Here is a 24,276-nt window from a genome sequence, read left to right on the forward strand (position 1 = left end):
GTGGAGATAGCGGGGCTTATAAGGTCTCTCCCCGCAGTGGCGCGCGCTCCACTGCGGCTCGTTCGAGATGGCAAGGTGTTGAGTGATGCGCAGGATAGTAAGTGGTGGCTATGCAAAAGAGCTGCAAGCCACCAGGCTTGAGCTATGGCTCAATAAAACTTATCAGTTTAATTGAGCCATAGCTCAAGCGTATACGGTTTGGCATTTTTTACACCGAAAAAAGGTACTATCGGGATATCGTAACCGGGGTTGGCGTTTTTGATGCGGGCTTTTAACTCGGTGGCGTTAATCTTATCCGCCTTAGTAAAGTATCTGATCTCCGCGTTCGGTTTGGTATACAAAAGCTTATTATCTATTGCGGGCACAATACAGCCAAAGGTTTTTATCAGGGTAGCTAATTTTTCGGCCCCGTTTTTATTTTTGCCATATTGGATATATACAGTGGTCTGGCTTAAATTAGCAACCGACCTGTCTTCGCCAATAAGTACCTTGTTATAGTTGTCTTCTATGTTAACCAGCTTGGCGCTGTAGGTGGTTATTTGCTTGCTAAGCGCTGCACTGTCAACCCCATGTTTAGTGGGCAGTAATAGCGCTAAGGAGTCGATAGGCCGTTTCGCGCTATCAGTCTTACGTTTATAGGTGAGGTATTCCGGCTCAATCGCCTGAAAGTATCTTTCCCATCCTTTGCGCAGGTCTTCTGAAGCGGTTACTTTAGAAAAATAGCGCGCCAGTTGGTACGAATCGTCCAGTTTGCTGTTGATCACATATTTCAGGTAGTCGTCATATAGCCCAATTTCTTCGGCACCCTGCTTTCTGTCATGAATGGCCTGGCTAAACTGCAGGCTGATCCATCCAAAAACAACTGAGATGACCACCCATTTTAACAGATCGATGTAGATTTTCAAGTTTTCCAAATTGTACAGCTGCTTGTTGGTAAAAGTACCGGGAGGCGGCGTTTCGATGGCGGCGGCATCGGCGGGGATTTCTTCGCCTGTAATGGGAGTGGAATCTTCAGATCCAGGTGCGTCTGCTTCGGTAGCTGGTTGGGTGATAGGTGTTGTCATAAAGCTGGTATTGTTAGGGTTTTTTATTCCTCTAAGTTTTTGATAATAAACTAATTGAAGGTGGGTATAAATACCGAATTAAAAAGGGTAAAAACACCGTGGGCGGGAGGAAGAGCTCCTTTGAGGACGATAATTGAAACCCATAAAAAAAAAGCCGCCCCAACTGTGGGACGGCTTTTTGCATGTGCTCCGTAATTTTTTAAGGAATTACTAATTAATTTGATGCAACCATGTAGGGTATCGGCTTTTGCAGATATCCATAGTAGTTGTTGTAGCCGTACTTGCGCGGCTTGTTGATGATCTCTTTCATGGCAATAAGCTTGTAAACGTAGCTGCCAGTTTCGCGGTTAAGGCTCATGCGGAAATAGTTATCCTCATTTTGCTTGTTAATAGCGCGGGCCAGTTTAATGCTGCCGTTGTTGTAAGCGGCGGCGGCAAGCGTCCAACTGTTAAATTCGCCGTACAGTTCTTTAATGTACCGGCAGGCAGCGATGGTTGATTTGCGCACGTTAAGGCGTTCATCTATTCCGTCGCGTACTTTAAGTCCGTAGGAGCGTGCGGTGCCTGGCATAAACTGCCATATACCACGTGCGCCCTTTGGCGATGTACCTTCGCATAAACCGCTCTCTACCAGGGGAACAAACTTAAAGTCTTCGGGGATACCGTAGGCTTTAAGGATAGGTTCGATGATGGGGAAAAGCTTGTCGGCCTTACTGTGCAGGATGTTAGATTGCACATTGCGGAACCTGTTTTTTGTGATTGATTTTTTCAGTTTTAGGTCTACCCGTTTGTCATTAAGCGGCAACGCCTCATTAGCGAAACTAAAACCTGCCTCAGCTTCTTCGGTCTTGTAAAATACAAGCGAAGCCGGCATATAAGTTTTAATTTTTGGAGTAGTTTTTGTTAAAAGTACAGGTTTTGTACCGAAGATGTTAAGCGCGGAAATGGTAACCAGCACCAGGATTACGGAGCACGTAATTAAGTGTTTTTTTAGCATTTCGAGTTTACTCATTAATTAAACATTTGGTATGATGTGCTGCAAAGGTATGCTATATAAATCACATTGTCAACCACTTAGTAGGGGGATAGTGTACTGACCGTTTTCCGGAACCGTCTAAAAACGTGCTTTAAACTACTTTAAACACCGTTTTTGACCCCATATAGTTTTTTGATTTTTTTAATTAAAAGCCGGTATATTTTCGTAATTTTGACCCTCACGCTGCGAAAGCGCAAATTAAAAATAACATGGTATTTAAGAAGCCAATCGGTAGTCGCGACGACAAGCCAAACAGATCCTCAGCACGCCCAAAATCAGGCGACGGACCATCAAAACGTACCTCATCTTCATCAGCAGGCAAGCCTTACGGTAGCCGCGGTGCCGACAGTAAGAACCATTACAGTACCGATAAGAGGTCATCAACGAACTCAAAACCATACGCAGACCGTACCGAAGGAGACAGCGAGCGCCCAAAACGCGGCACATCATCAGGTTCGTCATTTAGCGGTGGCGAGAAAAAAGCATTTGCACCAAAAGGAAGGCCATACAGCGGCCGCCCAACCGGCGACAGCGACCGCCCGAAACGCAGCTTCGGCGGCGACGAGCGCAAAACTTTCAGCCCTAAAGACCGCCCATACAGCGGCCGCCCAACGGGCGATAGCGGCGACGATCGCCCTAAACGTGGTTTAGGCCCCTCATCGTTCCCCAACAAAAAAACATTCGGTAAGGATAAGCCATACGGCAGCCGTACAACCGGCACCGATAGCGACCGCCCAAAACGCAGCTTCGGCGGCGAGGATAAACCAAAGCGTGCCTTTGGCGATACCAGCGGCGAGCGTAAACCATATAACCGTACGCCAAAAACAAGTAGTGCCAGCGGTACCGGTAAAAAGGATTTCGCGAACACTACATCAGGCTTTAAGAAACGCGATGAGGACCGCCCTGCGACGGACGGACCTACCCGCACCATGCGTGGGCGTAAAAACCCTGCTGCCCCAAAAGCTAAGGACGACGGGCAAATACGCCTTAACCGTTACATTGCCAATGCAGGTATTTGTAGTCGCCGTAAGGCCGATGAACTGATCGCCGCAGGTGTGGTATCGGTAAACGGTGAAGTGATCAGTGAGCTTGGACACAAGGTTGACCCGATGAAGGACCTGGTACGCTACAACGGCGAGGCCCTTAAGCGCGAGAAAATGGTGTACGTACTGCTGAACAAACCAAAAGACTACATTACAACTACCGACGACCCGCAGGAGCGCCGTACCGTAATGCACCTGGTAGAGAAAGCCAGTAAAGAACGTATTTACCCCGTTGGTCGCCTTGACCGTAACACAACCGGTTTATTACTCATGACCAACGACGGCGACCTTGCCGATAAACTTTCGCACCCACGTAACAGCATCACAAAACTATATAACGTAGAACTGAACAAGGCGCTTAGCCAGGGCGACCTGAACAAGATCTCTTTCGGTTTAGAGCTGGAGGATGGTTTTATAAAGGCCGATAGCATCTCTTACGTTGCCGGCGGTACCAAAAAAGAAGTAGGCATACAGATCCACAGCGGTAAAAACCGCATTGTGCGCCGTATTTTCGAAAGCCTTGATTACGATGTGGTGAAATTGGACAGGTCGGTTTACGCCAACCTAACCAAGAAAGATTTGCCCCGCGGTCGCTGGAGATTTTTGGATGAGAAAGAAGTGATCCAACTAAAGCACCTGATACAGTTAACGTAATCTGAATCAGAATTTAAAGAATTTTAGAATTTTCAGAATATATTGAGGCTCCATTTATGGGGCCTTTTTTTGTGTCTTTAATCTTGCCGTCTTTAATCTAATAATGGCAGTGCTTTTAGCCCGGGCTTTCTGCTCATACAGGCACAGGGCATTAAGCTCGAGGCCGGCATCCTCGCCAATCCCTACCGCGGGTTCAGCATTTCAGTTTCGGATGGAAAGCGGGTCTCGTTAAACGTTTTTCAAAATTGTTTGTCATACCCAAAATAGCGCAGTGTTTTTACATTCTGTATATTCTAAAATTCTGCGAATTCTGATTCAGACAGATTTTATTAACTTGCACGCATAAACCAATATTTGATCAATGAAAAACTTCTCGCTAATTGTTGCCATACTCTTGCCGGTAGCGGCTTTTGCACAGAAACCTAAACCTTTACCAAAAACGTTCGACCTGGTGGTTGGTACTTACACCAGCGGAACCAGTAAGGGCATCTCGGTGTTCCGCTTTTATGCCGAAACCGGCAGGCTGGCCTACCTGAGCCAGATAGACGGCGTGAGCAATCCATCGTATCTTGCCGTATCTGCCGATAGTAAATTTGTATACTCGGTCAATGAGAACGACCAGGGCGAGGTAAGCTCTTTCAACTTCGACCCGAAGATGGGGACTTTAAAATTCATCAATAAACAATCTACCCTCGGTGGCTCACCCTGCTATGTATCGGTTGATAAAGCAAATAAAAGCCTGTTTGTGGCCAACTACAGTGGTGGTAACATTGCAGTATTGCCTTTAAACGAGGATGGTTCTATAGGCCAGGCGGTGCAAACCATCAAGGACGACGGTCCATTCGGCCCTAATAAAGAGAGGCAGGAGAAAGCTCACGTGCATACTGCTGTGCTTAGTCCCGATGAAAAATACGTTTTTTACACCGACTTGGGTACCGATAAGTTGCATATTACCCGCTACAAAGCCGGTAAATCGAGCCCCTTAACAGGTGTTAAACCTGCATTTGTGGCAATCACCCCCGGTGGTGGTCCGCGCCACATAGATTTTTCGGCAGATAAGAAGCACCTGTACCTGATACAGGAGATGGGCAGCGCCGTTACCATGTTTGACTATAACAACGGTAAGCTTACCCAAAAACAAAGCGTTACGCTGCTTAGGGATGGCTTTACCGGCGCAACCGGCGCGGCAGATATCCATGTATCGCCAAACGGCTTGTTCCTTTACGCCAGCAACCGTGGCGACGCCAATGACATTTCGGTGTTTTCCATTAACCAGGAAACCGGCGAGCTTACCTTTGTGGATCGTCGCGCTACCAATGGCAAAGCTCCACGTAACTTCGTTATCGATCCTACCGGTACTTTCCTCATCGTAGCCAATCAAAACAGCGACTCGGTTTATGTTTATCGCCTGGATAAAACCACCGGTAAAATGCTGGGCATTGTTTACAAGATAGATATTGGTAACCCGGTGTGTTTAAAATTTGCACCAGCGAATTAGTTGAAAGTAAAAAGTCGAAAGTAAAAAGTTGACTGGATATAAAACAGAAAGCCGAAAGCATAATGCTTTCGGCTTTCTTGTAAAGGTGTTTAACTTTCGGCTCTTTAATAGCTCCGGTTTAACTTTAAACCTTCAACTAAATATTACGCTTTCACAAAGGTATAAACAATATATCCGGTGCCGCTGCCTACTGCAACGGGCGACATCAGCGTCATACCAGTACCGCTAACGGTGCCGACGTTAAGGCGGTAACCTTCCTGTACGTTTTTGGCCTTATCACCTTCGTATAATTTTTTAAACTGCAACTGGGTACCTGTGGTACCACCATTAAATACCGACCAGAAGATAGTTTGCGACTGCCCGTTGGTTAAGGTATAAACACCATTGCCGCTGTTAGTGAACTTCCAGGTGCTGCCAATAAATGCGCTTGGTGCTCCCTGGTCGAAAACGTTTTGTACCGCGTTTGGTACAAGGCCGTCGTAAGTAACGTTTGTCAATGTCCAAGTGCCAACAAATTTACCGCGCGATACGCTGGTGGCCGATGTTTCGGTAGATGGCGTAGTGTTGGTATTTTGCGGGGTTGAACACGCTGTAAAAACAAAGCTTAGAGCTAAAATAGCAAGGGATGTTTGGAATATCTTTTTCATGGTTTCTTTATATATAATACTATAGCAACATAACACAAATCCTGCCAAAAGGTTACGGCCGTAATTTATTATAGTGTGGGTTAAACCGCGAAATGTGAAAACATTTAACTCCGCGTCGGCCCAAGTTATACGTAATGGATATTATGCGCTAATGATTCGATAGGCTCACCATGAAGCAGAATATTAGCCCTGCTCCTGTTTGCTCTTCTCTATTACTTCTTTGTAATAGTTTTCGTACTCGGGCAGGATGTTGCTTAGCTCAAATTCTTTGGCGCGGGCAAGGGCGTTCTCTTTAAACTGGTTAAGGCGCTCCTCATCTTCCAAAATATAAATGGCGCGCTCTGCCATGCCGGCCACGTCGCCAACGTCTCTCAGGAAGCCTGTAACGCCTTCTACGTTCAGTTCGGGCAAGCCACCAGCGTTGCTGCTGATAACAGGCACCTTGCAGGCCATGGCCTCTAAAGCGGCTAAACCGAAGCTTTCTGATACGGATGGCATCAGGAAAAGGTCGGACACGGACAGAATTTCCTCAATCGCATCCTGTTTGCCCAAGAAGCGTATATGTTCGGAGATGCCCAGGTCGCGGCCCAATTGTTCGCAAATTGAGCGTTCGCCGCCATCGCCAACCATCAGCAGTTTAGCAGGGATCGTTTTTACCACTTCGGCAAATATCTTCACCACATCTTCGGTACGTTTTACTTTGCGAAAGTTGGAGGTGTGTACCAAAACCTTCTCGCCGTTTGGCGCAATAGCCTTTTTAAAGTGGTCCTTTGGTTTGAGGCTAAAGCGGGTAAGATCAATAAAGTTTGGGATAACCTTAATGTCTTTCTCTATCTTAAAGTACTTATAAGTATCATCTCGCAGATGTGCAGATACGGCGGTTACACCGTTGGATTTGTTGATGGAGAAGGTAACTACGGGTTTATAGGTGCGGTCTTGCCCAACCAACGTGATATCCGTACCGTGCAGGGTAGTTATAAAAGGGATATTGATGCCATAGGTAAGCAGTATTTGTTGTGCCATAAAGGCTGCTGAGGCATGAGGGATGGCGTAATGTACGTGCAGTACGTCGAGTTTTTCGAAGCGTACCACGTCTACCAAACGGCTGGCCAGGGCAAGCTCATAAGGCGGAAAATCAAACAATGGATAATTGGATACGGCAACCTCGTGGTAAAAAAGGTTCTCCGAGAAAAGATCCAGCCGTGCGGGCTGGTTATAGGTAACGAAATGAACCTGGTGTCCCCTGTCGGCCAGGCCCTTACCTAATTCTGTGGCTACAACCCCGCTACCGCCAAATGTAGGGTAACAAACAATTCCGATCTTCATTTTATGCTGATACGATTTAAGCTGTTATAAAATCATCGCTCCAAATATTACAACAATATGAGGTTTACAGATAGCCGTTATAAAGCGTACAAGTTTAACAGCATTTTATTATAAATGTGTTACCGGCGTGTAAAAGTTTGGGGAGGGGATAGGCAAGAATCAAGAGACAAGAATTAAGACAAGAAATATTGACGCCGGTGCAGCTAATCCCTCCTTGGAGGAGGTGCGCAAGAATGTGTAGTGCAGGGAGGGGTTAGCGAATAAGCATGGCGGCGAAACCCCTCCCTACCCTCCCAAGGGAGGGAATTATATTAGCGACCAGTGCCGCACCAATAAGCTACTTAAGCAACCCCGGCTACCCAGTTAACTAACGATGCATCTATTACGCTGTTTACGGCGTTGAGGGCCGCTTTGCTTTTTGATACTCTTTCTAAATCTTCCTGGTAAAAAAAGTGGCTTACGCCTAACACTTTAAGCATCCCATCTATGCGGGTGTGTTCTTTGTTTTTGTAGCAGCAAATTTTAATGTTACGATAAAAACTGTTGGATTGCAGGCGGCGGAGCACCTTTTCGAATTCAGCCCCCATGTGCTCGTAATCAAACAAAATCACGTCGGGCTTCACCTCATGGATGGACGGGAAGATCGCTGTTTGGACAGAGACCTGGCGCACGGTATTGTAACCGGCCATTAACGCATCGGGGAAAGCTTTTGGGGCTACCAAAAGCACCTTTTTAGTACGCGAACGAATCATGCTCAAATGAAATAGGGTACGTAAAGGTAAAATGTACTTTTTATATTATCAAGCCTTTTTACCTATAAAATTCATATTATTTAACTATTAATGATTGTATTTATATTAATAAACGGGCAAAAAAAACGCCAGACTTAAAAATTAAGCCCGGCGTAGGAAAAATATCTTAGAAGGTTATTTTATTTCGAAAACAGCTTGAATCTGGAAGCTTAGTTTGATCTTCTTAAAATCGATGTCAGACTCGGGCGTAGCGTCTGCAGCACTAAATGATTTAGCCATATACATTCTTGACTGCGGGAAGCTACTGTTATCGTTCTCAGTAATATTTATTGCGCTGCCCAATTTATCGCCAAGGCCTGCAACTAAAAATGCTGCCTTATCGCGCGCTGCTAAAAGCGCCTTTAATTTAAGGTCGTTCTTCAACGAATTTATCTTAGAATAGTCGTAGCTATCAATATTGGTTGCCTGGATGCCTTTAGCGTCTATCTTGCTCAGGATCTGGTCGAATTTGTTCAGATCGCGAAATTTGATGCCATAGGCTTTGCTTGCTAAGAAATCAGGGTTCTTCTTCTTCTCAGTGGCATAATTCCATGATGAAAGGCTGTTAACGGTAAAGTCTTCCTTAGCTATCCCGGCTTCGGCAACGGCTTTCTCCAGCTGGCTCTCCAGTTGCGAGATGGTTGTTTTCTTTTTACCATCCAGGTATTCTTTCAGGGTGATGGTTACGTTGATGATATCGGGAGTAACCTCCATTTCGGCAATACCTGTAACTTCTATTTTGCGGCGCAGATCCACAGTTTGCGCAAACGTTGTTGTAAATGCTGATGCAACTAAAATGGCTGCTAATACTAATTTTTTCATGAGGTCTCTTTTGTTGTTATGTGTATGTAGATAGGTTTACGGGGCTAAGGTTTAATATGTAACACGTATAATATATATGTGTTATGTATTATCTGTAACCCCATTGGCCCTGTGGTGTTTTAAATATTTATAACGTGTCTGGGATTGTGCTATGGTGCCGAAGAGAAACACACTCGACAGTTGAATGAGCTGCACGCGCCGATGTGGGGCGCCCTGCGCATTTTGCTATAAAAAAAGCCTCCCTTGTTAAAGGAGGCCGCATATTGTTAAATGCAAAACTACAGCTAAACATATTTGCTTTTTTGGCCGGTAACCGCCCGGTCTTCGTCTGTAGAATAGTAGGGGGTGGTGTTAACCTTTTGTTGTTTGTTGTCGCTATTATCGGCGCGGCGGTTACGCATTAAACGTTTGCGGCGGCGTTTGAGAATGTAGCGTGAACCCCAATGATCGAACGTACCCGCTACGGCCATTATGCCGCCAATAACAAAGGCGGCGATCATGAAAATGATAAATATGTGGAGCGCGTCTGTGAGCAAATGTCGCATAGTTGAATCCTTTTTTTCATTGTCGGTAAGGCAATAGCCGTGCCCGTTTTGGCAAAAGATAGTTTGAAAAGCGCATTTTTATAGGGGAAAGGTACGAGGAATAGCTATATTCTTATTAGTAAGGGAATGCTAAAATATTGGGTAGCAACCGGATAATAGTGTATTGTTAACACTACAAATAATGCAAGCGCTCTTTGGCCTCTAAACCCTAAAACCTCCGCAAATATTTTTTATCCACCAATTCGCCGTAGGGGATAGCAGCCGTTTCACCAAGGGTGAACCAGGGGCTATCGTTTTGTAATACCTGTATATTTTGCGCGGGCATAAAACTCTGCGCCAGCAGGAATACTTTTTTATGAACCGCATTCTCCGCAACATTCAAAATAATAAAGCAATGCCCCGGCGAACCGCCGTGAATGAATACATCGCCGGCCTTTAGTTCATTGGCGTCGGGCACGGGTTTCAGTTCCTTTTCCAGCGAGAGGGTGCCCGCGTAGCTGAATACCAAAGTCATATAACGTATAAAATTAGTATAGCTATAATCCTTTTTTGCTTTGAATGCCCAGCGTTCTTTGCTGTAGCGGTAGCCGTTGGCATAATGCTCAAAATCGCATTTAAAGCCGCTGGTGAAATTAAAGCTGATGGCTTGGTAATCCTGCTTTTGAAAAAGGTATTCGGCACGGAGCCGCATAACAGCGTCGGCGCATTGCTGCAGGTCCTGGCTGCCAATACTCATATCAATAATAGCAGCGGTATATGCGTCGGTACGGGCAATGTCGCCCGCATAAGTTTTGGCATGGGTGCCCGAGGGTAAAAGCGGCAGATTTTGCAGATAGGCACCAAAGCTACCGGGGGTAACTGCCACTTGCCGATAGCCGGCGGGTATTTTAAAGCGGCTGGAAATTTTATCTGCCGGGATAAAGCTAATGCAGGCGAATAAGGTTATGGCAATAAGGTATTTCATTTGCTTGCTGCTGTTTTAAGTTGCTTAAAGCTATTAAATGGAACCGGGATATTCTGAACCAATTTAAAGGTAGAGAAATGGAGGTGCGTTGGCGAACGTTTTTTGTAGGCATTAAGGCCTGTGCGGCCAACCTCCGCTATTTTTTGTCCGGCTTTAACATAATCGCCCGGGTTGACAAAAATGGCGCGGTTATGAGCGTAGTAAGAGAAGTAGCCGGCATCGGCATTTAAACCGGGGTGATAGATCCAAATGTATTTGCCGCCCCGCATATCGCCGGCCGGGTCCCACTCGTTGGTGCAGGCTACAACAATGCCCGGTGCTATGGCCATTACGTTTACCGGCTGACCCGTGCGGTCGTCCAGGCAATCCTGGTTTTTATCGTTGATGAAAATATCATGAGCGGGGTGGGCGCCGTGTTTGTTGCCGTCGATGTAATTGAAGCCTTTATCGTTATAGCCGTTGCCGTTTGTGCCGCCTGCGGCGCGGTAGTTGTAGCTCTGTAAAGGGAAGATCCATTGCTGCGCAACGCCGGGTTGGCCATGCAATAAATAGTCTTTTGTTACCTGTTGTACAAACCTGCTAATAACGATCTGAGCCTCCTTTTTTTTTACATGGCCTTTTAGCACTTCGTTATTGAAAGCGTTAAAATCTTTATATTTACCCGAATCGGTTTGCGCGAGGGCCGGAAGGGTAAAAATTAGGGCGATAAGGCCGGTTAAGAGCTTCTTCATAAGTGGTGATTAAATTTAGGGGATTTTGGGGAGGGATGCAAGAGAGATTTAGGCATTTGGAGCGATGTCATACGTTTTGCAAAGTCGGAGCGGTTTCTGCTGATTGTTCTATTGTGCCTTGTTAGGAGCGGATTATGATTTATGCTAAACCTGTGGATGTTCATTTCTTTTGGCATCAAAAGAAACGAACCAAAGAAAAGTGCCGGCCACGTTCCGTTTTGTGAAAGTTAGTGAGCGTTCAGAGTCTGTGCCACCCAAACGTTCCTGATGCCGGTTTTTTAGGAATTTGTTAGGTTCTCCTGCATGTATTTTATCACGGAATAGGGCAGAGAATTTCCGCAGAATTATTCTCTCTCGTATCTAATAGATTGAACAAGCCTACACGAAACCCGTTCCTAACAGCGCACAACCGACCATAACGCACTAACAGATAACGAATACATCAAACCTACACACCCCAAACCCGCTCCTCTTCCCGTATCCTTACCGTTAGCATAACAGCATTTAGCAGGCTGAACACAATAGCAGTAGCGTAAAGGTGAAATACAAGGGGGATAACAATGATCTCGCAGATAACGATGAAGTAATTGGGGTGCTTGAACATTTTATAGGGACCTTTGCGCACGAAAGCCGAATTGGGAATGCGGAGTATTTTGGTGTTCCAGTATTTGCCTAATGAGCCTATCGTCCATATTTTGAGGGAGATAAGCAGCAGGAAGATAATGAGCATAAACAGGCTAAACTCGCCGCCGAGGTAAAAGTATTCGGCAATCATGCTGATGATAAAGGCTGTGTGCAGCGCCACGATGAATGGATAATGCGCCTTGCCAAATTCTTCTGCGCCTTGCGCGCGGGCCCAGGACTCGTTGCGCCTTGCTACAACCAGTTCCAGCAATCGCTGGAATATAACGAAGCAGATAAATAGTGTGAAATACATAGGTTAGTTTTTCATATCCAGTAAAACCATCTCGCTGCTAAAACCGGGACCCATGGCCAGCATCAATCCGTAACCATCTTCGTAACCTTCGGCCATAAATTTTTCCAATACATAGAGCGCCGTTACGCTGCTCATGTTGCCGTTTTCGTTCATAACCTGGCGCGTGTTGTGCAAAAAATCGCCTTCCACCTGCAGGGCATCCGCGTAAGCATCCAACACCTTTTTGCCGCCGGGGTGAAAAACAAAATTTTTGATATCCCCCAGCTCCAGGTTTTGTTTGGCCAGGAAGGCGTCGATATCGCTCCGGATATTCTCGTGGATGAAGGTAGGGATATCTTTGGAGAACAGTACCTTAAAACCTGTGTCCTTAAAATCCCAGCCCATTACCTCCAACGAATCGTAATAAAGCTTGCTGCTTGCTGCCAGGATCCTGATCTTCTCTTCCGTTTTATGATTATCGCCTTTTACAATAACCGCGGCTATACCATCGCTAAACAAACTGCTGCCAATAAAATTGCTTTTACTGTAATCGTTTTTAATGAGGGTAAGCGAACATAGTTCCACTGCTACCAGCAACACCACCGCATCGGGATTTGCTTTTGCAAGCGTGTTTGCCTTGGCCATACCCGATACTCCCCCGCCACAGCCCAGCCCCCAAACGGGGATACGGTTAATATGCGGGTTGAGGCGCATTTTATTAATGATGAGCGCATCGATGCTTGGCGTTGCCAGGCCTGTGGTAGAAACGAAGATCAGGTCGGTAATACCCTCTTTGTTTACGCCAGCTTTTGCAACCGCATCTTCGATAGCCCGAATAGAATACTCCAGGGCATTGGTAATATAGTCATCGTTACGCTGCTCGAAAGTGTTGGATTCGGCATAGTAGGTGATGGGTTTGCAGAAGTTGCGTGTAACAATTTCCGTATTATCAAAGGCGGGCATCAGGCGGTCCACCTGCGGGAAATGTTCTACAAACAAGGCACGGGCCTGGGCCTTTACATCCTGCTGTTTTACTTTATAGGGAAGGCTTACGCCTGATACTGAAGCTATAGATGGCATATAAAAGAGGGCAATGTATAGAGGTACAATAGTAATATGACTTAAATTGTTTCGGGCGTGTAAAATACCCGGCGCAACTTATTTACTTACGTAAATGAGTCTGCGATGGATGGGTGTACCGAATACAGGAAGAAAAAGAGAAGGGTTGCTCTGATTATTGTTATTGTTGTAAGAGTTGGTTGAACCTTACCCTTCTATCTTAATATCATACTTGGCCAATAATCCCGGCAAACCATGCAGAGAGAAATGGGCTTTTTTGATGGCATTGTCATCCGGATCGATAGTGAAATTGTAGGAGGAGCGGAGGTCGGCACCTTTTAGAATGGTACGACTGAAGAAAGCGCGGTGCAGGTTGCAGTTGATCAGTTTGGCATCGGTGAGATCCGTCTCGGTGAGGTCGGTCTCTATCATGGAACAATCGGTAAACTTTGCTTTTTTGTTTTTCTTTTGGTAGAAGATGGCGTTATCCAGGATACTGCCCTCAAAGTGCACCTCGAACAAAAAGTCGAGGGCCTTGCTAAAGTTTACACCGCTTAGTTTGCAGCGTTTAAACACAATGTTTTGAAAACCGGTGTTGCCCACGCTGACCAGCAGCAGGTTACAATCCTCGAAGGTGCAATCCATAAAAACCAGGCCATCCAGGTTGGCATTGGTGAAATTGCAGCTGATAAATTTGCAATGCTCGTAAGTTTGGGCGGATGTAAGTTGGTCGGCGGAGATCTTGGTGAATGTTTGGTCTTCGTGCAGCATGGAGCAAAGATAAGGTTATCCGGAATTTTTGGATTGATGTGGAAAACGATTGTGGGGTTCAAATCGGTTTTAACGAAGCGCAACAAAACACTTAACCCGCATTAGGGGGTGAAGCGGATACCGGCCCGTGAATAAGGCCTGCGCAGTATGAGCGTAAAACCCGGGCGAAGGCAATGCCCAAAATAGTTTATTGATGTGCCGTACTTTGCCTATATTTAGCATTCAACTACACCACGCAATGAAACTTAAATACATCCTATCCTTAGCTACCATCACTTGCTCGCTAAGCGTAAAAGCCCAGATGACCCCGGCCAAAATCGACAGCCTGGCGCAGATTGCTCTTAAAGCTTTTGACGTGCCCGGCATTGCCGTGGCTGTTGTGAAAGATGGTAAGCTGGTTTACGCTAACGGTTACGGGGTGGCATCGTTGCGCACACAAAAAAAGGTGGATGCCAATACGCTTTTCGGTATTGCATCTAACAGTAAGGCTTTTACTACTGCTGCCATTGGGATGCTGATTGATGATGGTAAACTGAAACTGGACGACAAAGTAACCGACTATATACCCGAATTTAAAATGTTCGATCCGTATGTTACGGCGGAGTTCACCATCCGTGATTTACTCACCCACCGCAGCGGCTTGGGTTTGGGAGCAGGCGACCTGATGATCTTCCCGGATTCTACGGATTTTACCGTAAAGGATATTATCCATAACCTGCGCTACCTGAAACCGGTGAGCAGTTTCCGCAGCAAGTTTGATTACGATAACCAATTATATATTGTGGCCGGCGAAGTGATTGCCCGCGTAAGTGGCATGAGCTGGGAAGATTTTATAGAAACCCGCGTTATGAAGCCCCTGCAAATGACGGGCAGCTTTGCATCGTACAGCCGCATAAAAAACACAAAAAACTATATAGATGCCCACGCACCTGTTGATGGTAAAGTGATCGTGATCCCCCGCAATACCAGCGAGCCTACCAATGCTGCAGGCGGGATCTATAGTAGCGTAAACGACCTGGCAAAATGGGCCATTATGCAAATGAACGATGGCAAATATGGCGACGATTTGAGCAAACGCCTGTTCAGCAGCGCAGTACACCGCCAAATGTGGAGTGTACAAACCGTGTTGCCGGTTGGCGGCCCGGGTACATACAATACCCACTTTGGGGGTTACGGGCTGGGTTGGTTTTTGAACGATGCCAAAGGTTATTTAAAAGCCAGCCACACCGGCGGACTGGATGGCATGGTAACGCAGGTAACCCTTTTCCCCGAGTTAAAGCTGGGTATTATTGTGCTCACCAACCAGCAATCGGGCGGGGCGTTTAGTTCGGTTACCAACGAGATCATCGACAGCTATATTGGCGATACCGGTAAAGACTGGGTGAAACTGTACAGCGATGCCGAAAAAGCAGGTGCTGGCGGTGCCGCCAGCGTGGTAACAGGTGTTTGGAAACAGGTAGATGAGCAAAAGAAAACTACCGTAGATGGTAGCGTGTACGCCGGCACTTACCACGATAACTGGTTGGGCGATGCCACCATCAGCCAGAAAGACGGGCAGCTTTGGTTCGCATCCAAACGGTCGCCGCATTTAACGGGAAAAATGTTCTTTTACAAAGGCAATACTTTTGTAGTAAAATGGAATAAGCGCAGCATGGATGCAGACGCTTTCGCCATGTTCACTACCGACGAGAACGGCAAACCGCTTGGGCTAAAAATGAAAGCTATAAGCCCGGCAACAGATTTTAGCTACGATTTTCAGGATCTGGATTTTGTGAAAACGAAGTAATATTTTAACGATGAAAAAACTTCTTTTTGCCGCATTGTTTCTTCTGATATCTTTTGGTGCCCGTGCGCAACCCACTACAGACGATCAAAAATGGAACACACTCATTAGCAGCCTGGAAGCGGAAGACTGGGTACCCGCAAATGAATTATCACTTGCTTTGCTCAACAGTATCCCGGCCGCCGAACAAAATGGTAACCAGGCGGCAGTGCTGCGGTATATGTATATTCTTTCCGAGTCGGGTTTAATGGACCTGGAAAAGGTTACTAAGAAGGAAGCACTGAAAAAGGTGATCGGCTTTGTGGGCAAGCCTATTCTTTTACCAGGGCACCCGGTATCTGTAAAACAAAAATTTAACAGTATTACCAGCGCATCTAATGGTTGCGATACCTTATTTGTTACCGCAACCAACAGAAAGGGTACATCGATATTTGCTTTTGAATATATCGTGTTAAAAACCAAATGGACGGAAGCCGATCTCAATGCAAACGCCGGTAAAATATGGCGGCTTGGCGGCATCCTTAAAACCATCAAAGTAGAAGGTGATATGTTTAAAAGGTTTAAGCTAATGATAAACGAGGGCACAGCCGAAGAACAACGGCAATAGAAGTTCAGTAATTGATGAACCTTACACCTGTTAGTACAAAGAAAAAAGCTGCGGTTATAACCGGTATTACCATAGTGGTTTTAGTGCTTTTTTTCCTGCGGTTGATTATACCGGAAACCTACTCTTATCCTAAACGGATGTTGTTATTCCAGGCGATATTATGGGGCACGGTAGTGTTCATATTTGCATTTGCGTTTTTTATAGAACGGGAACGTGTATTGCTACCCGAAGAACGGTACAGCGCAGAATTTTATCTGTCGTGGATAGCGAAGTTTTTTGTGATATCTTTTGGTGTATCAATTGTAGTAAGCATCATCTGTGCGGTGTTGCGCATGCCGTATTATGGCGATAATTCAAAACCACTTATTGAGGCACTAAATAAAAATCTGCCCTTGCTTTTGTTTTCGGCGTTCACAGCCGGAGTAACCGAAGAACTCATTTGCAGGGGCTACATCCTAAACAGATTGCAATTACTCTTAAAAAACGAGAACCTGGCTATCGGTATTTCTGCAGCGTTTTTTTGCACGCTGCATTTTACTTACCACAGTTTTCAGCAACTGATTTCCACATTTGTATTCGGCTGCATATTTGGGTTGCACTACCAACGCTACCGAAGTATGGGCGCACTTATACTGGCCCACACTTTTATAGACCTGGTTGTTTTTTTGTGGTTCAAGACGTCAGTATAACGGCTTAACTACATATTCCGCCTGTACTGCCCACCAACCTCGTAAAGCGCATGGCTTATTTGCGCCAGACTGCAATATTTGCAAGCTTGCATCAGGCTTTCGAAGATGTTGTCACCGGCTATAGCGCGTTGCTGTAACTCTTTTAACAGCGCAGGCGCTTTATCCTCGTTGCGTTGCTGAAACAGGTGCAGGGCCTCTATCTGGTACTGTTTCTCTTCTTCGGTAGCGCGAATAACTTCTGATGGGATGAGCGTAGGCGAGCCTTTTTTGTTAAGGAAGGTATTTACCCCGATGATGGGGTATTCGCCGGTATGTTTAAGGGTTTCGTAGTAAAGGGATTCTTCCTGGATCTTACTGCGCTGGTACATGGTTTCCATGGCGCCGAGGACTCCACCGCGATCGTTAATGGCTTTAAATTCGGTGAGGACGGCTTGCTCCACCAGGTCGGTTAGTTCTTCTATGATAAAAGCACCCTGTATCGGGTTCTCGTTTTTGGCGAGGCCGAGTTCGCGGTTGATGATAAGTTGGATAGCCATTGCACGACGTACGGACTCTTCCGTAGGTGTGGTTATGGCTTCATCGTAAGCGTTGGTATGCAGCGAATTGCAGTTATCATAAATAGCGTATAAAGCCTGCAGCGTGGTACGGATGTCGTTAAAGTCGATCTCCTGCGCATGCAGTGAGCGACCGCTGGTTTGGATATGGTATTTCAGTTTTTGCGACCGGTCGTTACCCTTATACTTATTTTTGATAGCCTTGGCCCAGATGCGCCTTGCTACGCGGCCGATAACGGAATATTCCGGGTCGATACCATTACTAAAGAAGAAGGAAAGGTTAGGAGCAAAGTCGTCTATATGCATTCCCCTGCTGAGGTAGTACTCCACATAAGTAAAACCATTGCTCAGCGTAAAGGCCAACTGTGTTATCGGGTTGGCACCCGCCTCGGCAATGTGGTAGCCGGAGATAGATACCGAATAAAAATTCCGAACCTTCTCCTGGATAAAATATTGCTGGATGTCGCCCATCATCCGTAGGGCAAATTCGGTGCTAAAGATACAGGTGTTCTGCGCCTGGTCTTCTTTTAAAATATCTGCTTGGACAGTGCCACGCACAGTGGCTATGGCGTATGCGCGGATCTTTTCATAAATATCATCGGGGAGGATGAGGTCGCCGGTAAGGCCGAGGAGCATAAGGCCAAGGCCGTTGTTGCCGGTTGGCAGTATCGGCGCATCCGAAGCCTCACCTAAATCCTCTCCAAAGGAGAGGACTTTCTTGTCCTCGTCAATAGCTCCCTCTCCTTTGGAGAGGGCTGGGGTGAGGCTACGATCTGACTGTTTATTTAGTGCATTCCGTATTTCACTTATTACTCTTTGCGAATCCTTGAGTACATCGTCATTGGTAAACCGTATAACATCAAAGCCTTCCTGATTTAAAACTCGCGTTCTAATTTCGTCCTGTTCTTTAGTAACTTCATGGTAGCCGCCATCAATTTCTATAACCAAACCTTTTGGTAGGCAAACGAAGGCCGCTATATAACCATCTATGGCATGCTGTCTTCTAATTTTATAACCTATTTGATTATTTCTTAAAAGTTGCCACAGCTTGTCTTCGGCTTCGGTAGGGTTTTGTCTGTTGGCTATCGAATTGTCCTTTAAGGCTTTCCATATTTTGGTATCTGCGGTGTAAAACCCGGGAATGTGAGCTGCTTTCGGAGCTTCACCTAAATCCTCTCCAAAGGAGAGAACTTTTTCAGCATCCTCCTTTTTTGAACCCTCTCCTTTGGAGAGGGCAGGGTGAGGCTTCTCTGCACTTTGATAAATCGGCCTCACCAGCCCCTTATCATCATACAATTCCCTATACTTCGCTTCCACCAAATGCTCCAGCTTGTTTTCGGTGATGTATTTTTCGCATTGCTGGTCTATGGCGGTGTTCATGAAGAAGCCTAAGAGCATGGGCGCAGGGCCGTTAATGGTCATGCTTACGGAGGTGCTGGCGTGGCAGAGGTCGAAACCCGAATAAAGTTTCTTGGCATCATCCAGCGTGGCGATGCTTACGCCGGAGTTGCCTATTTTGCCGTAGATGTCGGGACGGGTGTGCGGGTCTTCACCGTATAGCGTAACCGAATCAAATGCGGTTGAAAGCCTGTGTGCCGGCTGGCCGAGCGATACATAATGGAAACGTTTGTTGGTCCTTTCGGGGCCGCCTTCGCCTGCGAACATACGGGTGGGGTCCTCTCCTTCGCGCTTTAGCGGGAAAACACCCGCCGTATAAGGGAATTCGCCGGGTAAATTCTCGGTAAGCAGCCAGCGTAATATATCCCCCCATGCTTCATATTTGGGCAGGGAGATCTTAGGGATGCTGAGCTGCGAAAGCGAAGTATAATATAAAGGCTGTTTAATTTCCTTATCGCGTACTTTATAGATAAAATTCTCGGCTTTGTATTTGGCAACGGTTTCAGGCCATTCTTTTAACAGTCGTTTACAATCGGCGTGCAGGTGGCTTTCGAGGTGATTGTAAATCTCTTGTAGAGACGCGATACTTCGCGTCTTTAACTCTGGTCCGCCCTGCATGGTGGGAGACGCAAAGTATTGCGTCTCTACGGTTAGTACATCCATCGTTCCGCTAATTTGAAACATCTGCTGCGCTATCTTACATTGCTCATTCACCCAATCGGTATAAGAGGCGATGCTTTCGGCGATTTCTGCCAGGTAACGGATCCTGTCCGGCGGAATAATATAGATCTTCTCCGATTCGTCTTCTTTTGTCTTTGTTCCTTTCGTCTTTCCGTCGAAAAGATCCACTCCTGTTTTCGCCTTCACCGTTTTCATGATGGCAGCAAAGAGGGTATTCATTCCGGGGTCGTTAAACTGGGAGGCCATGGTGCCGTAAACGGGCAGGTCGTTATCGGCTGCGGTAAAAAGCTTATGATTGCGCTTGTATTGTTTGCGCACATCGCGGATGGCATCCAGTGCGCCGCGTTTGTCGAACTTGTTAAGCGCTACCAGGTCGGCAAAATCCAGCATGTCTATTTTCTCCAGTTGAGTGGCTGCGCCAAATTCCGGGGTCATTACATAGAGCGAAAGGTCGCAGTAATCGGTTATCATGGTGTCTGATTGGCCTATGCCCGATGTTTCTACGATCACCATATCATAGCCAGCCGCTTTGCAAATGTCAATCGCTTCCTGCACGTGTTTGCTTAATGCCAGGTTGGCCTGCCGCGTAGCCAGCGACCGCATATAAATACGCGGACTGTTGATAGCATTCATCCTTATCCTATCGCCAAGCAGGGCACCACCCGTTTTGCGCTTAGATGGATCTACCGAAATAATGGCCAGGGTTTTATCCGTCTCTATTAAAAACCTCCGCACAAACTCATCTACCAATGATGATTTCCCCGAGCCGCCCGTGCCGGTGATACCGAGGACGGGGGTAGTAAATGGTGAATGGTGAGTAGGGAGTGGTTGCGGATTGCCCAATTCGGCGGCAGTTATCAGCCGGGCTATTGTGACTGCATTTAGCTCTTTCGTCTTTTGTCCTTCGTCTAACAGTCCTGGAGTCAAAAAATCGCAAGCCTGCATCATATCGTTTATCATCCCCTGCAGGCCCATGGTGCGGCCATCATCGGGCGAGTAAATGCGGGTAATGCCGTAGGCGTGCAGTTGGGCTATTTCATTCGGCAGGAACACCCCGCCGCCACCACCAAATATTTTGATATGCTGTGCGCCACGCTCGTTCAGGAGGTCGCGCATGTATTTAAAGTATTCCACGTGGCCGCCCTGGTAGCTGGTGAGGGCAATACCCTGCACATCTTCCTGTATAGCACAGTTCACTACCTCATCCACGCTGCGATTATGGCCGAGGTGAATTACCTCTGCACCTGTGCTTTGCAATATGCGGCGTATAATGTTAATGGTAGCGTCGTGCCCGTCAAAAAGCGAGGCGGCTGTAACAAAACGAATTTTATACTGATATTTATACGGAACTATGCTTTCCATGCCGGCGTAATTGGTTCGGTGGTAAAATTAACCAATTTTTACACATGCAAAAGCTATGCTTGCATAATAAAAACACCGCATGTTTCTTTCAGTAAATTGATAAATTAGACAGGATTTTTTTGTTTTCTCAGGCACGCTTTCCCTGAACATTACCCGCACTTTACTTGTTGCTTTAAAATGGACGCCGTTACGCTCATCTTTCCGCACCAGTTATTTAAAAATCACCCCGCGGTGCATCAATTCCGCCCGGTTTATTTGGTAGAGGAGTGGCTGTTCTTTAACCAGTATACCTTTCATAAAAAGAAGCTGATGCTGCACAGGGCATCGATGAGATGTTATGCAGATCACCTGATTAGCCAGGGTATCCACGTAAATTATATAGACGCGACCGATCAGCTTTGCGATGTGCATAAACTCGTTGTCCATTTGGCAGCACAGGGGGTGAAGACTATCCACTTTGCACACTTGGCAGACGATTGGCTGGAAAAGCGACTTGATAAGCAGTGCTCCAAAAGCGGCATCGGCCTTGCTGAATACCGAAGCCCTAATTGGCTCAATAGCGCGGGTGATGTGGCTGATTATTTCGACGGGCGTAAAACCTATTTCCAAACCGCTTTCTACGTAGAACAGCGGAAGCAGCGGAAAATTTTACTGGAGGCAGACGGTGGTCCCCTTGGCGGCAAATGGACCTACGACAGCGAAAACCGCCTGAAATTCCCGGCAACAGAACAGGTGCCCCTGTTAAACGTACCCACAGATAACAAGTATGTCGCCGAAGCCAGTGCCTGGGTAAATGAAAACTATCCGGATAACTATGGCAATACGGCATCGCCATTTGGTAACCTGGGCGGTTTTTATCCTGTCAGTTTTGATGATGCCGAAAAATGGCTGGACGATTTCTTGCAGCAACGCTTCGGCAAGTTTGGTATTTATGAAGATGCGATGGTGGCCGGCGAAAGTTTTCTGTACCATTCGGTGCTCACACCTATGCTCAACATCGGGCTGCTGAACCCGCAGCAGATCATCAGTAGGGCGCTGGAATTTGCAAGCGAAAACCATGTGCCGTTGAACTCGCTGGAAGGTTTCATCAGGCAGGTAATGGGCTGGCGCGAATTTATCCATATTGTTTATGAACGCGAACACGTGAAGCAGCGCACAAAAAACTACTGGGGTTTTACGCGGAAGATCCCATATTCCTTTTGGAAAGGTGAAACGGGTATTGCACCTGTGGATGCCGTTATTAAGCGGGTGCTGCATACGGGCTATTCTCATCACATCGAACGGTTGATGGTGATGGGCAACTTTATGCTGCTCTGCGAATTTGACCCCCACCACGTTTACCGCTGGTTTATGGAGATGTATATTGATGCTTACGATTGGGTAATGGTGCCTAACACCTATGGGATGACGCAATTTGCCGATGGCGGGCTAATGATGACCAAGCCTTACATCAGCGGCAGTAATTATCTTTTAAAAATGGGCGATTGGCCAAAAGGGCCATGGCAAGAAATTTGGGACGGCTTGTTTTGGCGCTTTATGCATGTGCACCGTAATTTCTTCAGTCAAAACCCGCGGCTGGGCATGTTGGTAAAAACACTGGATAAAATGCCGGTGGAAAAAAGAGAAATGCACCTAAAAAACGCCCAAGTCTTTTTAGCCCAATTGGATAACCTGCAATAAGTAGTAAATTAATGTGAGTGTTGATGATAAAGCGCAGTAAATCAGTATTATTGTTTTATCAAATAAAAACCTCAGCAAATGAAATTTTACGTAGAAGTATGGTCGGCCAAACAGGCCTGGCGCGATCTGAGTACCGAAGAAAGAGGCGCTTACATGGCCCAGGTTGGCCCCGCTATTCAGCAACTGATGGAACAGGGCGTAGAAATAGTTACCTGGAGCGATAACGATATTGATACCGTTGAACGCCTTGGATACGATTTTTTCGCCGTATGGAAATTTCCTACCGATGAGCTGGCCAAATCATTTGAAGCATTGGTAACCGGTGCGGGTTGGTACAACTATTTCGACCAGTTGAATCTTAAGGGTAATGCCGGCGGCCCTGCCGATATCATTGAGAAACTCATCAATATTTAACCGCGGTTAATGGACTAAAGCCATTTTAACTACTGCCAGGTTACCCAATACGAAAAAATAGCAAGTGGTAAAGACAAGATAAGCACCGGGTGAAGTAATTGCTGGCACTTGGCTTCAAATTAACAACGCAAAAAGTATTATTACAAAGCCGCTCCATAACAATATGAAGCGGCTTTTTTGTTTCTATCGAAAGGAGTAAACTATCCACATGTTATTACATTTGTGATATAATAATAAGCCATGCAGCCAATAAAAATTGCGACAGTCCAGTTCGAAAATAAAAGCGGCGATAAAGCCTATAACCTATCGGTAATAAAACAGTTAACGGCCAAGGCCGCGGCAGAGGGGGCCAATGTAATTGCTTTTCACGAATGCAGTGTTACGGGTTATAGCTTTGCAAGGCACCTCACCCGCGACCAGCTTTTTGACGTGTGTGAAGTTATACCCGATGGCCCGAGCGTAAAGGAATTAACGGCCTACGCTGCTGAATATAACATGGCCATATTAGCAGGCCTGTTTGAGCGCGATGCTGCGGGCGATATTTATAAGGCCTATATATGTGTGGATAAAAGCGGCCTGGTTGCCAAACACCGCAAGTTGCACCCCTTTATCAATCCGCATATAAAACCGGGCGATAGTTATACGGTGTTTAACCTGCTGGGGTGGGCGTGTGGTATCCTTATCTGCTACGATAACAACATTATAGAAAACGTACGGGCAACCGCATTATTAGGTGCCGATATCCTTTTTATGCCACATGTAACCATGTGTACGCCATCTACTCGCCCGGGTGCCGGGTTTGTGGATGCCGGATTGTGGAAGGACAAGGAAGCGAACAAAGAAATTTTACGCCAAAAGTTTACTGGCCTTAAAGGGCGCGCATGGTTAATGAAATGGCTGCCGGCCCGCGCTTATGATAACGCCTTGTACGCCATATTCTCAAACCCGATAGGAATGGACGACGATCAGCTGAAGAACGGCTGTTCGATGATACTGGACCCTTATGGGGATATTATTGCCGAGTGTGTAAGTCTTGATAATGAGATAGCTATTGCCGAAATAAGCGCCGACGCTTTAACAAAGGCAGGCGGGCACCGTTACCGCAAAGCCCGTAGGCCGCAACTGTATGCCGGGATAATTGGCCAGCCACACCAAAGCGAGCAAAAGGTGGTGTGGCTGACTACGGAGGAATAAAGACCAAATTAACTTTCAAAATATTTTGAAAGTTATAAAACATATTT

The 24,276-nt window shown here is 46.4% G+C and carries 21 protein-coding genes; 8 read left to right on the plus strand and 13 right to left on the minus strand.

Annotated features, from left to right (window positions below; genetic code table 11):
• Nucleotides 1-167: 167 nt before the first annotated feature.
• Both EPL05_RS18310 and EPL05_RS18315 read right to left on the minus strand, forming a co-directional pair.
• Nucleotides 168-1,064 (minus strand): hypothetical protein, encoded by an 897-nt coding sequence (locus EPL05_RS18310; RefSeq protein WP_128535435.1) that lies wholly within the window; start codon nucleotides 1,062-1,064, stop codon nucleotides 168-170.
• 214 nt (nucleotides 1,065-1,278) lie between these two features.
• Complete coding sequence (locus tag EPL05_RS18315; protein WP_243837324.1) at nucleotides 1,279-2,076, minus strand: lytic transglycosylase domain-containing protein; 798 nt, start codon at nucleotides 2,074-2,076, stop codon at nucleotides 1,279-1,281.
• A 233-nt stretch (nucleotides 2,077-2,309) separates the two neighbouring features.
• On the opposite strand from EPL05_RS18315, the gene EPL05_RS18320 reads away from it, so the two are divergent.
• Together EPL05_RS18320 and EPL05_RS18325 are read left to right on the plus strand one after the other, a co-directional pair.
• Nucleotides 2,310-3,797, plus strand: a complete 1,488-nt coding sequence (locus EPL05_RS18320; RefSeq protein WP_128535436.1) for a pseudouridine synthase — start codon at nucleotides 2,310-2,312, stop codon at nucleotides 3,795-3,797.
• A gap of 361 nt (nucleotides 3,798-4,158) precedes the next feature.
• The gene (locus EPL05_RS18325) at nucleotides 4,159-5,295 is read left to right on the plus strand and encodes a lactonase family protein (protein WP_128535437.1); all 1,137 of its coding nucleotides are present in this window, start codon (nucleotides 4,159-4,161) and stop codon (nucleotides 5,293-5,295) included.
• 143 nt (nucleotides 5,296-5,438) lie between these two features.
• Here EPL05_RS18325 and EPL05_RS18330 read toward each other — a convergent pair whose 3' ends face one another.
• From EPL05_RS18330 to EPL05_RS18375, 10 genes are all read right to left on the minus strand, one after another.
• The gene (locus EPL05_RS18330) at nucleotides 5,439-5,942 is read right to left on the minus strand and encodes a hypothetical protein (RefSeq protein WP_128535438.1); all 504 of its coding nucleotides are present in this window, start codon (nucleotides 5,940-5,942) and stop codon (nucleotides 5,439-5,441) included.
• 183 nt (nucleotides 5,943-6,125) lie between these two features.
• Complete coding sequence (gene bshA, locus EPL05_RS18335; protein WP_128535439.1) at nucleotides 6,126-7,268, minus strand: N-acetyl-alpha-D-glucosaminyl L-malate synthase BshA; 1,143 nt, start codon at nucleotides 7,266-7,268, stop codon at nucleotides 6,126-6,128.
• A gap of 341 nt (nucleotides 7,269-7,609) precedes the next feature.
• On the minus strand, nucleotides 7,610-8,020 hold the full coding sequence (locus EPL05_RS18340; RefSeq protein ID WP_128535440.1) for a hypothetical protein: 411 nt from the start codon (nucleotides 8,018-8,020) through the stop codon (nucleotides 7,610-7,612).
• A 174-nt stretch (nucleotides 8,021-8,194) separates the two neighbouring features.
• The gene (locus EPL05_RS18345) at nucleotides 8,195-8,881 is read right to left on the minus strand and encodes an SIMPL domain-containing protein (protein ID WP_128535441.1); all 687 of its coding nucleotides are present in this window, start codon (nucleotides 8,879-8,881) and stop codon (nucleotides 8,195-8,197) included.
• Between the two features lie 284 nt (nucleotides 8,882-9,165).
• Nucleotides 9,166-9,381, minus strand: coding sequence for a hypothetical protein (locus tag EPL05_RS18350; RefSeq protein WP_128535442.1), 216 nt, complete (start codon nucleotides 9,379-9,381; stop codon nucleotides 9,166-9,168).
• Nucleotides 9,382-9,634: 253 nt separating this feature from the next.
• Nucleotides 9,635-10,390 carry a DUF4846 domain-containing protein gene (locus tag EPL05_RS18355; protein WP_128535443.1) on the minus strand — a complete coding sequence of 252 codons (756 nt, stop codon included), beginning with the start codon at nucleotides 10,388-10,390 and terminating at the stop codon, nucleotides 9,635-9,637.
• Nucleotides 10,387-11,121 (minus strand): M23 family metallopeptidase, encoded by a 735-nt coding sequence (locus tag EPL05_RS18360; protein ID WP_128535444.1) that lies wholly within the window; start codon nucleotides 11,119-11,121, stop codon nucleotides 10,387-10,389. The genes EPL05_RS18355 and EPL05_RS18360 overlap by 4 nt, the downstream gene beginning before the upstream one ends.
• Before the next feature lie 448 nt (nucleotides 11,122-11,569).
• Nucleotides 11,570-12,058 (minus strand): isoprenylcysteine carboxyl methyltransferase family protein, encoded by a 489-nt coding sequence (locus EPL05_RS18365; protein ID WP_128535445.1) that lies wholly within the window; start codon nucleotides 12,056-12,058, stop codon nucleotides 11,570-11,572.
• 3 nt (nucleotides 12,059-12,061) lie between these two features.
• Entirely contained in the window at nucleotides 12,062-13,117 is a 1,056-nt protein-coding gene (locus tag EPL05_RS18370) for a type III polyketide synthase (protein WP_128535446.1), read from the minus strand.
• A gap of 186 nt (nucleotides 13,118-13,303) precedes the next feature.
• Complete coding sequence (locus tag EPL05_RS18375) at nucleotides 13,304-13,867, minus strand: pentapeptide repeat-containing protein (RefSeq protein ID WP_128535447.1); 564 nt, start codon at nucleotides 13,865-13,867, stop codon at nucleotides 13,304-13,306.
• Between the two features lie 238 nt (nucleotides 13,868-14,105).
• Between EPL05_RS18375 and EPL05_RS18380 the strand changes: the two genes are divergently transcribed.
• From EPL05_RS18380 to EPL05_RS18390, 3 genes are read left to right on the plus strand one after another with little or no spacing between them, the layout of a single operon-like run.
• Nucleotides 14,106-15,653 (plus strand): serine hydrolase, encoded by a 1,548-nt coding sequence (locus EPL05_RS18380; RefSeq protein WP_128535448.1) that lies wholly within the window; start codon nucleotides 14,106-14,108, stop codon nucleotides 15,651-15,653.
• 10 nt (nucleotides 15,654-15,663) lie between these two features.
• A complete protein-coding gene (locus EPL05_RS18385; RefSeq protein WP_128535449.1) occupies nucleotides 15,664-16,257 on the plus strand; it encodes a hypothetical protein in 594 nt (197 codons plus the stop codon).
• A 14-nt stretch (nucleotides 16,258-16,271) separates the two neighbouring features.
• Nucleotides 16,272-16,946 carry a CPBP family intramembrane glutamic endopeptidase gene (locus tag EPL05_RS18390; protein ID WP_128535450.1) on the plus strand — a complete coding sequence of 225 codons (675 nt, stop codon included), beginning with the start codon at nucleotides 16,272-16,274 and terminating at the stop codon, nucleotides 16,944-16,946.
• 8 nt (nucleotides 16,947-16,954) lie between these two features.
• Here the strand turns inward: EPL05_RS18390 and EPL05_RS24235 are convergent, their stop codons facing one another.
• Nucleotides 16,955-20,941 (minus strand): methylmalonyl-CoA mutase family protein, encoded by a 3,987-nt coding sequence (locus EPL05_RS24235; RefSeq protein ID WP_128535451.1) that lies wholly within the window; start codon nucleotides 20,939-20,941, stop codon nucleotides 16,955-16,957.
• A 177-nt stretch (nucleotides 20,942-21,118) separates the two neighbouring features.
• On the opposite strand from EPL05_RS24235, the gene EPL05_RS18400 reads away from it, so the two are divergent.
• The 3 genes from EPL05_RS18400 to EPL05_RS18410 all read left to right on the plus strand — a co-directional run bounded on the left by EPL05_RS18400 (nucleotide 21,119) and on the right by EPL05_RS18410 (nucleotide 24,229).
• Nucleotides 21,119-22,621 carry a cryptochrome/photolyase family protein gene (locus tag EPL05_RS18400; protein ID WP_128535452.1) on the plus strand — a complete coding sequence of 501 codons (1,503 nt, stop codon included), beginning with the start codon at nucleotides 21,119-21,121 and terminating at the stop codon, nucleotides 22,619-22,621.
• A gap of 78 nt (nucleotides 22,622-22,699) precedes the next feature.
• A complete protein-coding gene (locus EPL05_RS18405) occupies nucleotides 22,700-23,035 on the plus strand; it encodes a DUF6616 family protein (RefSeq protein WP_128535453.1) in 336 nt (111 codons plus the stop codon).
• A gap of 240 nt (nucleotides 23,036-23,275) precedes the next feature.
• A complete protein-coding gene (locus tag EPL05_RS18410) occupies nucleotides 23,276-24,229 on the plus strand; it encodes a nitrilase family protein (RefSeq protein ID WP_128535454.1) in 954 nt (317 codons plus the stop codon).
• The last annotated feature ends 47 nt before the right edge of the window (nucleotides 24,230-24,276 follow it).

The sequence above is a fragment of the Mucilaginibacter gilvus genome, assembly GCF_004054195.1.
GTDB lineage: Bacteria > Bacteroidota > Bacteroidia > Sphingobacteriales > Sphingobacteriaceae > Mucilaginibacter > Mucilaginibacter gilvus.

Bases quoted from the DNA above. Each gene is read 5' to 3' on its own strand.
- EPL05_RS18310 (WP_128535435.1), bottom strand. From the start codon at position 1,064: ATGACAACACCTATCACCCAACCAGCTACCGAAGCAGACGCACCTGGA.
- EPL05_RS18315 (WP_243837324.1), bottom strand. From the start codon at position 2,076: ATGAGTAAACTCGAAATGCTAAAAAAACACTTAATTACGTGCTCCGTA.
- EPL05_RS18320 (WP_128535436.1), top strand. From the start codon at position 2,310: ATGGTATTTAAGAAGCCAATCGGTAGTCGCGACGACAAGCCAAACAGA.
- EPL05_RS18325 (WP_128535437.1), top strand. From the start codon at position 4,159: ATGAAAAACTTCTCGCTAATTGTTGCCATACTCTTGCCGGTAGCGGCT.
- EPL05_RS18330 (WP_128535438.1), bottom strand. From the start codon at position 5,942: ATGAAAAAGATATTCCAAACATCCCTTGCTATTTTAGCTCTAAGCTTT.
- bshA (WP_128535439.1), bottom strand. From the start codon at position 7,268: ATGAAGATCGGAATTGTTTGTTACCCTACATTTGGCGGTAGCGGGGTT.
- EPL05_RS18340 (WP_128535440.1), bottom strand. From the start codon at position 8,020: ATGATTCGTTCGCGTACTAAAAAGGTGCTTTTGGTAGCCCCAAAAGCT.
- EPL05_RS18345 (WP_128535441.1), bottom strand. From the start codon at position 8,881: ATGAAAAAATTAGTATTAGCAGCCATTTTAGTTGCATCAGCATTTACA.
- EPL05_RS18350 (WP_128535442.1), bottom strand. From the start codon at position 9,381: ATGATCGCCGCCTTTGTTATTGGCGGCATAATGGCCGTAGCGGGTACG.
- EPL05_RS18355 (WP_128535443.1), bottom strand. From the start codon at position 10,390: ATGAAATACCTTATTGCCATAACCTTATTCGCCTGCATTAGCTTTATC.
- EPL05_RS18360 (WP_128535444.1), bottom strand. From the start codon at position 11,121: ATGAAGAAGCTCTTAACCGGCCTTATCGCCCTAATTTTTACCCTTCCG.
- EPL05_RS18365 (WP_128535445.1), bottom strand. From the start codon at position 12,058: ATGTATTTCACACTATTTATCTGCTTCGTTATATTCCAGCGATTGCTG.
- EPL05_RS18370 (WP_128535446.1), bottom strand. From the start codon at position 13,117: ATGCCATCTATAGCTTCAGTATCAGGCGTAAGCCTTCCCTATAAAGTA.
- EPL05_RS18375 (WP_128535447.1), bottom strand. From the start codon at position 13,867: ATGCTGCACGAAGACCAAACATTCACCAAGATCTCCGCCGACCAACTT.
- EPL05_RS18380 (WP_128535448.1), top strand. From the start codon at position 14,106: ATGAAACTTAAATACATCCTATCCTTAGCTACCATCACTTGCTCGCTA.
- EPL05_RS18385 (WP_128535449.1), top strand. From the start codon at position 15,664: ATGAAAAAACTTCTTTTTGCCGCATTGTTTCTTCTGATATCTTTTGGT.
- EPL05_RS18390 (WP_128535450.1), top strand. From the start codon at position 16,272: ATGAACCTTACACCTGTTAGTACAAAGAAAAAAGCTGCGGTTATAACC.
- EPL05_RS24235 (WP_128535451.1), bottom strand. From the start codon at position 20,941: ATGGAAAGCATAGTTCCGTATAAATATCAGTATAAAATTCGTTTTGTT.
- EPL05_RS18400 (WP_128535452.1), top strand. From the start codon at position 21,119: ATGGACGCCGTTACGCTCATCTTTCCGCACCAGTTATTTAAAAATCAC.
- EPL05_RS18405 (WP_128535453.1), top strand. From the start codon at position 22,700: ATGAAATTTTACGTAGAAGTATGGTCGGCCAAACAGGCCTGGCGCGAT.
- EPL05_RS18410 (WP_128535454.1), top strand. From the start codon at position 23,276: ATGCAGCCAATAAAAATTGCGACAGTCCAGTTCGAAAATAAAAGCGGC.